General features: G+C 33.7%; 8 protein-coding genes and 2 pseudogenes. 9 read left to right on the top strand and 1 reads right to left on the bottom strand.

What is annotated here, in order from left to right; all coding sequences use genetic code 11:
* Nucleotides 1–645 precede the first annotated feature (645 nt).
* From MUN87_RS18420 to MUN87_RS18445, 6 genes and pseudogenes are all read left to right on the top strand, one after another.
* Nucleotides 646–1,320: a UPF0489 family protein gene (locus MUN87_RS18420; RefSeq protein ID WP_244742618.1), complete on the top strand. Its 675-nt coding sequence runs from the start codon at nucleotides 646–648 to the stop codon at nucleotides 1,318–1,320.
* A 1,535-nt stretch (nucleotides 1,321–2,855) separates the two neighbouring features.
* Nucleotides 2,856–3,374: pseudogene (locus tag MUN87_RS18425) on the top strand (DNA/RNA non-specific endonuclease); the annotation flags it as partial.
* A 292-nt stretch (nucleotides 3,375–3,666) separates the two neighbouring features.
* Nucleotides 3,667–5,013, top strand: coding sequence for a site-specific integrase (locus MUN87_RS18430; RefSeq protein ID WP_244742621.1), 1,347 nt, complete (start codon nucleotides 3,667–3,669; stop codon nucleotides 5,011–5,013).
* 17 nt (nucleotides 5,014–5,030) lie between these two features.
* Nucleotides 5,031–7,559 carry a hypothetical protein gene (locus tag MUN87_RS18435; RefSeq protein WP_244742624.1) on the top strand — a complete coding sequence of 843 codons (2,529 nt, stop codon included), beginning with the start codon at nucleotides 5,031–5,033 and terminating at the stop codon, nucleotides 7,557–7,559.
* Nucleotides 7,559–9,319 (top strand): site-specific integrase, encoded by a 1,761-nt coding sequence (locus MUN87_RS18440; protein WP_244742627.1) that lies wholly within the window; start codon nucleotides 7,559–7,561, stop codon nucleotides 9,317–9,319. Before MUN87_RS18435 ends, MUN87_RS18440 begins: the two co-directional genes overlap by 1 nt.
* Nucleotides 9,309–9,896 (top strand): hypothetical protein, encoded by a 588-nt coding sequence (locus MUN87_RS18445; RefSeq protein WP_244742629.1) that lies wholly within the window; start codon nucleotides 9,309–9,311, stop codon nucleotides 9,894–9,896. Before MUN87_RS18440 ends, MUN87_RS18445 begins: the two co-directional genes overlap by 11 nt.
* Nucleotides 9,897–10,250: 354 nt before the next feature.
* Here MUN87_RS18445 and MUN87_RS18450 read toward each other — a convergent pair whose 3' ends face one another.
* On the bottom strand, nucleotides 10,251–10,784 hold the full coding sequence (locus MUN87_RS18450; protein ID WP_244742632.1) for a GNAT family N-acetyltransferase: 534 nt from the start codon (nucleotides 10,782–10,784) through the stop codon (nucleotides 10,251–10,253).
* 342 nt (nucleotides 10,785–11,126) lie between these two features.
* Here MUN87_RS18450 and MUN87_RS18455 point away from each other — a divergent pair, with 342 nt between their 5' ends.
* From MUN87_RS18455 to MUN87_RS18465, 3 genes and pseudogenes are all read left to right on the top strand, one after another.
* Nucleotides 11,127–11,321, top strand: coding sequence for a hypothetical protein (locus MUN87_RS18455; protein ID WP_244742635.1), 195 nt, complete (start codon nucleotides 11,127–11,129; stop codon nucleotides 11,319–11,321).
* A 409-nt stretch (nucleotides 11,322–11,730) separates the two neighbouring features.
* A pseudogene (locus MUN87_RS18460) lies at nucleotides 11,731–12,419 on the top strand (DeoR/GlpR family DNA-binding transcription regulator).
* The gene (locus MUN87_RS18465; RefSeq protein WP_244742636.1) at nucleotides 12,419–13,045 is read left to right on the top strand and encodes an HAD family hydrolase; all 627 of its coding nucleotides are present in this window, start codon (nucleotides 12,419–12,421) and stop codon (nucleotides 13,043–13,045) included. Before MUN87_RS18460 ends, MUN87_RS18465 begins: the two are co-directional and overlap by 1 nt.
* The last annotated feature ends 19 nt before the right edge of the window (nucleotides 13,046–13,064 follow it).

The following is a 13,064-nucleotide window of genomic DNA, read 5'->3' on the forward strand; positions in this document are numbered from 1 at the left end:
ACTTTCCACTTCCCCACGCTAAAAAGTCGGTATCTACTGCTAAATAGTTGGTATCCGAAGCGGAAGGAAAAGAGCAGGCAGACCGTTATGTACTCAACCGTTTTTTAATCAGTTTTTTCAATAAAAATCAATATTTTATCGGGACGGATCCAGTAGGATTTCGTCCCTCTTTATTTTTCCCAAAATCGGGAAAAAGTCCAAATAATCCTTTGCGTTACTGTATTCACTGGTCGTCAAATCCCTTTTCGGTTGTTATCCCCACCACATAAATCCGTAAGATTTTAGTCATCTTTCCTCCTCATTTTCTTCTGTCTATTATGTCCTACAATTGCTATATTTCCTTTCTTTTCTCCCGATTCTTCTCCTCCATTCTGGTACCAACTTTTTAACATTGTCCGAATATTCGATACGACCCAGAATGTGAAAAAGAGGGCGAAAATGGGGGTTTTGGGGAAGAACTTAATAACATAATGGAGGGAAGAAATAGTCGAGAAAAGAGGGTGGAAGCCATGGGGGATAAGGGATTTAGGGGAATTTGGAAAAATTCCAACTAAGTAACAGGGAGATATAGTAGAAGAAGGAAATGATGAGAAGTAGGACGAAATAAGACAATAGTGATATTCTGTTTTTTGAGGAGGGATAAGGATGAAGAAAGTTAAGGATATGGATGGCACTTGGAAAATAGCGTACCCTAAACGAAATATCTACATAATGCGTGATCATAATTGGGCTTTTTCAGCTTGGGAAATAAGTAGACTTAATAAAAAAATAAAACCAAAAGCAAGATTATTACATGTTGATTTTCACGATGATTATTTTGAGCCTACTGAGGAAATAACAGAGTTGAAAACGGAACAAGGTGCTCTCAATATTGGGGAAAAACTTGATATTTTTGAATTTATAAGAGCGAGCCAAGGGACGGGCACTATTAAAGATGTGTATATGATAGGAGACTATGTTAGATCTCCAGGTGAAGTTTTTCACTCTTATACTCTAAATCAGTTTGAACATGAGCATCGGATGGAATTCTTTAGTCCAGAAAATCAAAGTTTTATTTTGGATTTAGACCTGGATTTTTTTAACTTACATGCCTATCAATCTATTGAGAATAATTATAATAGCAATCCCTTTCGTTATAGTGACGAGTTCATAAAAAAGCAGTTGGAGCGATTTAAGCAGTATGATGATGAAGGGTGTTGGGATTTAATAACTGTAAGTATTTCACCTGAACACTGTGGCGGAGATCAAACTGCACAACAAATACTTGAAATTTTCCTTAAATCTTTCGAGTTAAATGATGAGGAATATATACATTGGTAGTAAAGGGAATAAAAATTCGGGCTGGAACCAATACGGGTCCAGTCTTTTGGTTATGTTCAATATCTATCCAGTCCCTTGTTCAAAAAGGGATCATGCGTATTCCCAATCTCCATTTATCTCCCTGTAACTCCCTCGGTTCCCACGTAACTTTGTTCTTCCCTGATGGAACTTAGTTGGTTTCCGAGTCGGAAGAGAACGGAGAAAAGAACGGGAGAAACACTATGTACTCAGGTAATTTTTCAATCATTATTCAATCGGTTTTTACCAATACAAAATCAATACAAATTCAGGCTGGATCAATAACGATCCAGTCCTTTTCTTTATGTCCAATATCCCTTCAGTCCCTTGCCAATAGTGGCTTTGGGATGTGTCCAATACCTTTCCAGTTGTTAACCCAACTACATCAATCCGAAGGATTTTAAGTCAACTTCCATGTCTTTCTCAATCATTTTCCAATAGCATTTCATCACTTTTTCCAGTCTTTTCTCTTAATTCTTCATTCTGTTCTGGGAAGAACTTAGTTACGATGTCCGAATATTCTATACAACCCAGAAGGAGAAAAAGAGGGGGAAATCGAGTGATTTGGGGAAGAACTAAGTTCCATTGCCTCGAGGGAGAGGAGAGGAGGTGGGGCCTTGGGGGAGAAGTGATGGGGGGGATTTGGGTTGGGAAGGAGGGAGTTACAGGTATATACCATTCAGTATGTTTCCTAACTGTAATACCATCCTACAATTGCGACATTTCCTCTGTGTTTTAGTCTCTATTTCGTCCTATAATTGTTATATTTAACTCAATTATGCACCAAGAATTGTTCATTGTAGAAATACTGCATGAATGAGAAATGGCTCAACCATGGGTATAATCACTTTCTGGTTCTGGAAAATTTAATAGGAATTAAGCTGAAAGTATGAAATAAAATGCTATCCTATAATTGTTATATTTAGGTTTATTGTGTAGCTGGGAGATATCCATAAGTTATCGTTTATTAATAAAAAAGGCTCAACAGAGAGGTCTAAAACATGATATAATCCGTTGGATTTCCTCTTTCTCCGCTTTTTTCTCTGTCCAATATCGTCCTACAATTGCTACAATGTTCTGTACTTCCTCAATCCCTTTATTACTAACAACTTCAGTTAGTTTTAATAGTTTTCCTAATTCTATAAATCCAACGGTTTTCAATCTCTATTAGTTTATTTTCTTCTCTTCTCATCCACCTTCAGCCTGCTGGTGTTCAAGTATCTCTTACAGTCTAATCTTTTCCTCTATTATCGTGCCTACTCTGGATCGAAACTATGATAAAGGATTATAAGAAATGATTGGATGGTCCTTTTTTATGGACCATTGACAAATGATTTTATACAAACTGGTGCATTACTTGAGCAGGAGTAATGCTATTTTTCTTGTTCAAATAAATGGAAGAATGGTTCGATAGTACTCACAACGCATTTTATTTCCTGTATAATAAGAAACAAATAAACTGTACAAAAAGGCACAGAAATTCCAAATTAATATAAAATATATTGGGGAGTCCTAAGATGGAAAAGAAATTGAACTATTTAGTATTACTTATAACAATCATATTTATGGTTGGTTGTGCCAACGTAGAAAATGTATCCACTACCAATGAAGAAAAAGATCCACAAGTAGCAACAACCACAGAGAATACAGATACCAAAAGTGAAGAGGAAGAAGCTACTGCGGAGGCTGTGGATGAACCAGAAACAGAGGAACCAGAAGTTGAGGAAAAATCAACCGGAGCGAAAGAAGAAGCATTCCCGGGATACGATATCCTAGAAGTTGACGGCGGTGATTTATCAGGAAATCGTGAACCTAGCGTCGTTGTTGACATTGGTTATGGAGAACGTGAATATTGGGCATTTACGAATGAATACGGGCAACTGGTACGTGTCATTGCTGACGAAATCATTATACAAGATGACCAAAACGAACCTGTATTATCATCTGGCAGATACTATTCTGATGAGGCAAAGGTCCCTGGAGTAGAAAGTGACATTTTAGATGAAGGACATGTCATTGCTGATTCTCTTGGGGGGTATAGGATACTTTTTGAACAAAACTATAAATCTTTACTACATATTATTTAAAAACCTTTCATATCAATGATTATGAGGGTTATTTTTTTGTTCAAAAATAGGAGACGGTGAACAAAACTATAATATATAATGTTAATAGTATTTAGTTGTTTTTAGGAAGATTTAGACTTTGTAGCAGATCATATTTTAGAAGGCATAGCTGTATGAAGTTTTTAAACAACTTAGAACAATACGAAATAAAGAGAACAGCTTTAATGATAAGAGAGCAAATATATTACAGGTGGGATAATAAATGAATAAAGTATCAAACAGTCAAAACCATAGTAATGTTCTGGGAATAAACAAAAGATTGGGGGTTTATAGGTACTACTGTAAAAGAATATCAACAACAGAAATTTTACCTAACGGTAAAAATCATACTATCGATAAGTTGATGATTATGTTGGAGCAGAAGAAAAATGAATATGCAGTAAGCGTTGTCCATCCTATTTCGGAATTTATTCATCTGTCATTAAAAAAAGGTGGTATCCCTAGTATTAAAACACAAGAACAAGTTGCTAACTCTATTGTGAACTTCCTAAATTTTGTGTTTATAGAAAATCACGCAAAGTATATGTTATCGAGCATAAAAGACCTTCTTTTTGAACATGGAGAGGATTATTTGAACGTTTATGGATTAACAGGACGAAATAACGCTCCAGTGAAAAAAGAAACAGTCAAAAGATGTGAAGGGAATCTTACTCGTTTATACTACTTCCTAGCCAAAAAAAATATTTTAAATCATATAACGATAAATGATTTCGACTTCAAAGAATACACGTATGAAGATTTAAGGGTCAACAGGGAGCCAGAAAGCCCTTTTATCAATGTGAACTATCCAAATAATGATGAAGAAATATTTCTTATCCATGACCTTCCTCGCGAGTTAATTATCCCCTTCATACAAACCGCATATACATATACACCTAGAATAGCTCTTGGTGTGGCGTTTCAGTGTTTCGGGGGTTTACGTGCTGGCGAGGTTGTAAATATCTCAAGGACTGGTATTACTCCATCAGGGGAATTCGGATTATATGGATTTCAAGTAATATTAAAAAATCGTAATTTCAGACCCGAACTAAAGGATATTAAGGGAAAAGGAACCGTAAAAAAACCAAGAAGACAAGGTATTTTCCCTTTTAATGGCGAGTTATTACAACTTCTATATAAGACGCATATTGAAAAATATAAAGCTACCGATGGTAGCAATGCCCTCTTCTCCAACAGAGATGGAAGAGCGATGGAGAAATTCACTTATCAACGGGAGTTTAGAAAATTGAAAAATAGTTTCTTAACTTTATTGTTAGAGGCTAAAGACCCTTTACTTAGAACATACGGATTGGAATTAAGTAGCGCTAAGTGGTCTACTCACATTGGACGTGGAATCTTCTCGAATTTGATTGCAGCAGATGCCACCAATGTACTTCAAGTTATGACAGCAAGAGGAGATGACAACCCCATGAGCAGTATAACGTATCTAAACAATGCAGATAAAATGCTTAGACTTCTAAAAGGCAACTACAATGATATGTATATGGATTTATTAGAAGTAAAGGAAGACTTTATTTCTGGATTAGAATTAAACAGTCGGAATCATTAAAGAAAGGATGTTTGAAGGTGACAGAATGGTATACACCAGAAGAAATATCTAAATTAATAAATAGAAACGCTTCAACATTACGAAGATATGCACGAACAGGGTTAATCCCCGATTCTTTTTTGAAAGAGGCACTTTCTTCAGGAAGCAGCAAATATTTGATTCATACGAGCTATGTTGAGCAGCAACTATCCTTGCAAGCTAAACTTTCAAACGATTATTATAAAAGAACCGAAGTTAAAACAATGCTAAAGGTATCAGACAAAACACTAAAAATTTTACAAGAGACAGGAGTATTCGAGGATGTCCTGCTTTTTGAACAAATTCTATACTTTTCAAAAAAAGAAGTTGAAAAATATATAAACAGAAAAACAAGCGCAGTTGGTCTAGTCAAATTAATCAAAGAAGAATTAAATTTTTCAACAGATAGACATATTGTAGTTAATTTTATATTTAACGATCCACTTTTATCGAAACTAGTATACAAAGAGGCTCAAAGCTACCGTATTAAAATTGAAGATTGGGAGGAATACAAAAAGGGATTAGTCGATGTTGAAGAAGCTTCTAGGTATTTAAATACACCTTTAGAAGTGATGCAGATGTTATGGGAGAAGAAACACATAACATCGTTTACAACGAACGCTAAGGGCGTTAGAACGCATCTTGCTTACTTAGATGAGTACAAGCGACGTGGATTAATTCCGATTGAGCAATTAGCATTGGAGATGAACACATCTTTGGGTACTATAAGGAAATTTTTTAACTTTGACGACTATATTCTTCTTCCAAATAACAATAAAGATTTTCACATCAAAAGAGAAAAAGCTGATGAACTTATAAATAGTTACGCTGCAATACAAATCAAGCACAATTATAATAACAATATTATAGAAACTAACTATCATCATTTTTTTGAAGACAGTATTAATTACTTTAAGAACAAAGCCAATATAAACATTACAGTGGATTTATACAACAGATGGGCTAGAAAAAAAATGAAGGACAGCACACAGCCATTCAATAAAATGGTGCTTCATTATTTGCGTGTTTTAGAGGTTTTAGCATCTCAACTAACTAAAGAATTGATGGAATATACAGATTTGGAATTAAAACAACTCTTCCAATCACTCTCTAGAAATCAAACTCGTAGAGTTACCCAATTTCTTGACTATTGCAAAGAGAAAGTTGATTGTGCTTTTAGTGGCGATTATGTTTTTAAGAAGACCTTAAATGCAGATGCTGATGAAATGTATACTAAAGAAGAGTGGAAAATGTTAACCCTACATGTTTTAGATGTGAACAAGCATTTTGAAAATGCAGTTGAAAACAGAGAATATGCTAGTACATGGCTATTCTGCTTGTTGCATTTTTCATTGGCGTGGAGACGCTCAGATATGTTTTCATTTAAACCGATATCACTTGATATAGTGGGCATTGATGACTTTGAATGGTTCAACGAACACATATTGAAATTAGAAGACGCTCAACACATATTAAAAACAGTCGAAAGAAGTATGCAAGAAAATTTATCAAGCAAGAAAAAACAAAAAACCGTATTCGTTATCCCTTTTCTCTTTGAAATGCCTACGGCACTAGCCTTCATTCTTAGTGAACTACACCGTAGAAAAGAAAACACTAATAACGAAATTTTAATTAAAAATATAAGTTACAAAAATATCAATGATTTCTTCGGAGAAGAGTTGCCAAAGTTCAAAAATAAAATGAGTAACAAATCTTTAATGACTTACGGTTGGGAAACAGCGGTAAAAAACGGTAAAGGCGTATTAGCTTATTGGCTTAGTGGTTTTTCTCGTTCTCACACTCATAAAATTGCAATGCCTAACTCTATCACTCAGGTATATCTAGTTACGCGAAATACTGATGTAGATGTTGAAGAAATGGCTCGACACGCTTTCGATAGAGGGATTTTTGGATGGCAAGTAAAAGTTATGATAGATGCCATAAATGAAAATGAACCGATGAACTTAGAAGAAATGACAACAGCCATAACAAATATCAACAAAGAATATTCACCTGTAATGATAAACGAATTATCAGGATATGCCGTCACTAGGCACGAGCAATCAATTACTTTATTAAAAGACCTTATGAAAATTCCAAAAAAAGAGTTAAAAGACAAACTAAAGGATATTTCCAGATTACGCTCCCCTTCATTGCTAGACCATTCACAATGTCTCGTAGGTTTGGAAAATTGTCCGTTCAAAAACGAGGTTGAATATAATCTAGAAATGCCATGTCTCGGTTGCAAAAATCGCATCGATACCAATTATATTTTAGATATTGTGAATGTGAAAATATTTTCTTTAATTGAACGACTAAAAAGAATAAATCAAGACGAACATATAGCACGCATCAAATATACATACATGATTAAATCGCTTTTGTATATCCTAATGGATTTCAAAAAAATGTATGATCAATTTGATACGAATTATATTCGCAGTTTCATAGATTTGGACTTGTTGCAATCAGACATCAGAGAATTAAATGTCACAAAATTTTTAACCATAGACGAGGTGAATAATTGATGGCTGTAAAAAAAATTAAAGTAGGCAATCTAGACAAAGGATTACTTATTTACGAAGAGACTTCCGATTCAGTTGCAGAAAAAAAGTACCTCAAGTACAACAAAGATGAGTTAAATCAGTATCAAGAAAAATTCGAGCTTTTACAAGACGATGGGATTATTGAAGCCACATCCGAATTTTTTGACCATCAATGGAGAGTAATAGGACGCGAATATTACAGGAAACTTGATTTTACGGAAATAGAATATAATAAAGAGCTTTATTTATCTTTAAAATGCTACGTAATTATACAACTATATGACCGAAATATATCCACAGATAGCATGTTTGAGGGGTTTTACAACATTTTAAAAAGCATTAGATTAACAAATGGTTATGACAAACGAAAATTAATAGAATTTGAGGAATGGAAGCTAGAAAAGGAGTCATTAAAAACTCATTTAGATAAATACAAAATCTATAACTTGGGATTCTTGTATTTTAACCCCATAAACGACGCGTCTGATTATATCCCTTTATTAGAATCCATACCCGGCATTAATTGGGATGTGATCAGAGCAATACCTACTTATGAAGAATTCGTTTGTTTCGATTTTTTAATTAACGATTTCATGAATAAAGCAACAAATTATATGCGTTCAAAATACTATCCAGTCTTTATTTGGTGGAAATTATCAACAATCATCCCTATTCGTCCAATTGAACTCGTTACAATAAAAAATAACGATATACGATACGATTCGAAAGAAGAAAAATATTACCTAACAAAAGGGAAAAGAAAGCAATCCCCTCTAAAAGCTAAAGGAAAGCATCAAGTTGCCATACCACACGAAATTCAGATAAACAAAGAAGTGTTCGAAATTATCGAAGATTATAGAAAGATAACTAATAGCGAGAACGAAGAATATCTATTTCATCTCTCTCACCATTATGAACATTTAAAAATGCCTAATCGTAGCAGCTTCATAAATAGAGGGGAAACAATAAATCATACCAACCACCGAACAACCACTTTAATGACAAGGCTATTGGATTCATTTTTCGACGAAGTGATACAAGACGGAATTGGTATTAACGTTGTGAATTCAAGAGACGAATTAGATTTAGAAAACCGACACAAAACCATTACTCGTTTTAATCTAATGGATACACGCCATTTCGCAATTTGTTCAATGATGATGCAAGGATTCAGCGAATTAACAATCGCTCAAATGGCAGGTCATAATAAGATTGAAACCCAATCCTCATATGCATCTCATATCGATGATTTTCAACGGTCTTATTCTAGCTTACTAGCTAAGGATATCCAACAACGTATGACAAACCTAAATACTTCAGGATTTGAGCATTTTACATTTCGTCAAAAGCAGATACTCTCTTATTGGCATTCTGACTACTCTAAAGAAAAGAAAATAGATTATGGTTACTGCCAATCAAAAAAATTTCCGTATGAATGTTTTGAAGATGATTGTATCTTTTGTAATAAGATTCATATAGATTTATCTAATTTGACCACTCAAGAACAAGCCGAAATGGTAAACAAAATCACAAAAATTCAAGATGAAATACAAATTAAATTAAATTTCATCAAAAAGTATTATCAATCAGCTTATAGGAAAAATGAGTCAGAGTTCGCGAATAACGAAAAAAACTCTAAAGAACTTGAACGAAACAGCGCAAATCTCGCAATTTTATTAAATAGAAAAGCAATGTTAGAGGCACATCTAGCAAAAAAAAGGGAGGTACAAGATGACAACTGAAAACATTAAGGGTGGCAGACCGCAGAAATATACATATGAGGAACTAAGAGCTACTTTATTCGAATATGCAAACAAATATAGTGGAAAATTAATCACTCTCGCAGATTTAGGGCGCGAAACGAAGTTTCCTCGGTACGTATGGAGAAATAATAAACAGATTCGAGAAGACATTGAAAAGCTTAATCAAACCCCTATGGCAATCGTGGGTTTAATGAAAGAGAATGTAAAAATTCCTTCGGCTGAGAATTTAGTAAATTCTAATTATCACAATAAAAACCTACTAATCACAAGGGTTCAACAAGTCCTTGATGCATATCAAACTACTTTTGAACAGGTGCTAAAGACAACTGAATTAGAAAATATGCTAAATACTAAGGATAAAGAAATAGCCTCTCTAAAAAAAGAAATCGACGCCCTGAAAAAGCAATCTGCATTCTATCAAGAAAAATATGAATCGATGACATTGCATAGCACTTCTCTTCTTAGTCGTAAAAACTTTCAGTTAAAGGATAATGTCATAGATGCGGAAAAGAAATTTAAAGAAATTGAAGATGAATTTGAAGATTTATTCAAATAAGCAAAAGTCTTGCGACCGCTTGAAACGATGACACAGTTTTTGCTTGATAAAATGAAACACTTTTTTCCAGTTAAGGACTTCCCTTTTTCATGGAAGAATGTATATGATGGTATTAAGAATAGTGCAACCACCACTTGTGATTTCATTTTCAATACTCACGAAAAATGTACATATATTAATAATTATGCACATTAACGAAGTAATGTTTGTTGCAATAACGGGCAGAGGAGTTGAAGAAGAAATGTAAATGTTTTAAGTGATGTATCCATATAAAAAAGAGGCAGTCCATAGAAAATATTATAAAACAATTTTCGGACAACCTCTTTTTTATTAAAATCTAATCATTCAAAAGTTTTACTCTAAAAATGCTTTTGAATAATGAACGACACCTTGCACTTTTTCAAGAGAATTATGTGTTAATTCTAGAGCCATAAACACCTCATCAGGCACCTCAAATGGGGCTTTAATATTCCATAAACTAGCTGGTTTAAAACCAAACTTAGGATAATAATCTTTATGTCCTAAAACAATTACTGAACGATATCCAAGGTCTTTTGCGTTTTTTAACGCAGCGTGAATTAACTGACTTCCAATTCCTTTTTTCTGATACTCAGGAGTAACAGAAACTGGAGCAAGTGCCAAAGAATCGACTGCGTTATCACCATCTACAATTTTTATTTTAGATAGAAGAATATGACCTATAATATTTTTTCCTTGATTTAATGCGACTAATGAAAGTTCAGGAATGAATGCATATGATTTTCTAATCCTATTTACAAGTAGATGTTCTCTCTTATCGCTATATTCTTCATTCAAAAAGGCTTTTTTAATAATTTCTTCAGTTGAATTATATTGTATATTGAGTTCTGGTCGAATTATGATATCCATTTATAGTCTCCTGTTCTTTTTATATACTTTATTTTTCATCCTATAAATAGCACTTTCTTTATGCACGAAGTCATTAAGAAAGTGTTACACACCCAGCTCTAAACATAAGTTTAACAAACAAAAACCTCCAATTTAGTATGTTTTTATTTTATAGTGTTATGTCATGGTGGTCAATCTCCAGTTTATTACTTCCTTGTTGTGCTAACTGGTGCTTTAGCTGAACAAGGATTTGTCGATTTTTCAGCACCTATTGCTTATTAAAGTAAAGAAGCCGGAGTGTTTAATTAAGTAGATTCGATTATTGTATTAAATGAAGCAGTATTAAAAGTTAGGAGGTCGAAGATGAAAAAAAGTATTATTCTTTTTTTTGTATATAGTATATTGTTAATCACTTTTTCGGCTTGTGGTACTAAGAGTGATAGTGAGCCAATTTTTCAAAGTTCAAATATTGAAATCAATGATGTCCAAAATACTGATAGCGGAAACTCAAATTCTTCTTACAGCATTATCGGGAATTTTGTTAGTTCGGTCTATTAACGGAAAACAAAATTGAAGTTATTGAACTAAAGAAGGGGTCCTGCCGACAAAACGCAGATATTATACGCTAAGAAAATTGAAACCTAAAAAAAGTCGAATTCCTGTACGCTTGAATATTCCTAAGCGATTGCCCCATGAGTGTTATACTTTGCACCACTTAATATCATTAAATGCTCCACTGAATATCACATAATGCACCAAACTATGAACTCGGATCAATCCTGTACCCTATTTTTCTATAGTGTGGGATTGATCTTTTTTATTATCATTTACAAATAAGCCATTTTAAGTTAATGTATATATACACTTAAAATAGCTTATAGGAGGTGTAATTTTGATTCAGCATGAACGATTAAATATGATTTTAAAATCACTTAACAAAGCGAAGTCACTTAGTCTGAAAGATATTATGTCTTTGACCGGAGCATCAAGGGACACAGTTCGAAGAGATATTATCAAGTTATCGGATAGTAATTTGGTCGAGCGAAACTATGGCGGAATTAGTTTACCCAATTCTTTTAATAAACTTGATAGTTATTTAGAACGAAATTCGGACCTAATAGCTATAAAGAAATCTCTTGCAAAAAAAGCGGCAGGTATTATCAAAGATGAGCGAATAATATACCTTGATGTCTCGACTACAGTCGAATTTGTCCCACATTTTTTACCGCATAGTGAGCAACTTCTTTCAGTCACTAACTCACTGGATATTGCGGATCAATTACTTAGAAACTCAAAAAGTAAGACACGTTTATTAGGGGAGCTTTAGATCGTGAGAAACGATGTGTGGCTGGAGCAAAACCGTTATTGGAAATGGAAAAATTCGAATTTGACATTTCATTTCTAAGTTGTGCTGGAATCACGGAAAAAGGAATCTACTATGCGTATGATGAGGACATCGATATTAAAGCAAAAATATTAGATCAATCTAAAAAGGTCGTCCTTATTTTTGATAATACCAAAGTAAACGTCCAACATAATTTTAAGATATATGATTTCGGGGATATAGATTATTTTGTCACTAACAAACTATTACCAGACAATCTAACGACAATAATTGATTCATCTAAGATTGTCTATCTAAAGGAGAATGCATAATGTTTGAAACAGTTTTATTCGATGTAGATGGCACATTAATTGATACCGAGTATGTAATGACCAAGTCATTGCAAAAAACTCTGTTAGAAGAAAAAAAACTCACTGTACCTATTGAAAGTCTACATTTTATTCTTGGTATTCCTGGGAAAGAAGCTATAAAGCAGTTTGTAAAGAACGATTCTGACATTGAGCCATTATTATCAGCATGGGGGAAAAATGTCCTGCAATTCTCCAGCTATGCCACTGTCTTTCCCGAAGTTCAAGTAACTCTTGAAAAACTAAGAAAAATGAATAAGAAGCTTGGAATCATCACTTCTAAAACAAACGAAGAAATGCAAAATGAATTTGATCATTTTGAGTTGAAACATTATTTTGATGTCGTTATTACCGCATCTGATACTGAACTACACAAGCCTAATCCTGAACCCATTCAAAAAGCGATTGATATATTAGCAGTAAATAAAGATACTTCAATCTATGTCGGAGATTCGATTTACGATATGCAAAGTGCTCTGTCATGTGGAGTTTCATTCGGCTTAGCAAGATGGGGTGCGCTTGATAAACCTGAGTTTGAAAATTTGGATATTCAATTACAGCAACCTAGCAGTATTCTTGATTTATTGTAAATTTCCACATCTGTTTGTT

Source organism: Gracilibacillus salinarum (assembly GCF_022919575.1).
In the GTDB taxonomy this organism is placed as follows: Bacteria; Bacillota; Bacilli; order Bacillales; family Amphibacillaceae; genus Gracilibacillus; species Gracilibacillus salinarum.

What these genes read in the sequence shown, in the direction of transcription:
- MUN87_RS18420 (WP_244742618.1), top strand. Translation starts at nt 646, where the DNA reads ATGAAGAAAGTTAAGGATATGGATGGCACTTGGAAAATAGCGTACCCT.
- MUN87_RS18430 (WP_244742621.1), top strand. Translation starts at nt 3,667, where the DNA reads ATGAATAAAGTATCAAACAGTCAAAACCATAGTAATGTTCTGGGAATA.
- MUN87_RS18440 (WP_244742627.1), top strand. Translation starts at nt 7,559, where the DNA reads ATGGCTGTAAAAAAAATTAAAGTAGGCAATCTAGACAAAGGATTACTT.
- MUN87_RS18445 (WP_244742629.1), top strand. Translation starts at nt 9,309, where the DNA reads ATGACAACTGAAAACATTAAGGGTGGCAGACCGCAGAAATATACATAT.
- MUN87_RS18450 (WP_244742632.1), bottom strand. Translation starts at nt 10,784, where the DNA reads ATGGATATCATAATTCGACCAGAACTCAATATACAATATAATTCAACT.
- MUN87_RS18455 (WP_244742635.1), top strand. Translation starts at nt 11,127, where the DNA reads ATGAAAAAAAGTATTATTCTTTTTTTTGTATATAGTATATTGTTAATC.
- MUN87_RS18465 (WP_244742636.1), top strand. Translation starts at nt 12,419, where the DNA reads ATGTTTGAAACAGTTTTATTCGATGTAGATGGCACATTAATTGATACC.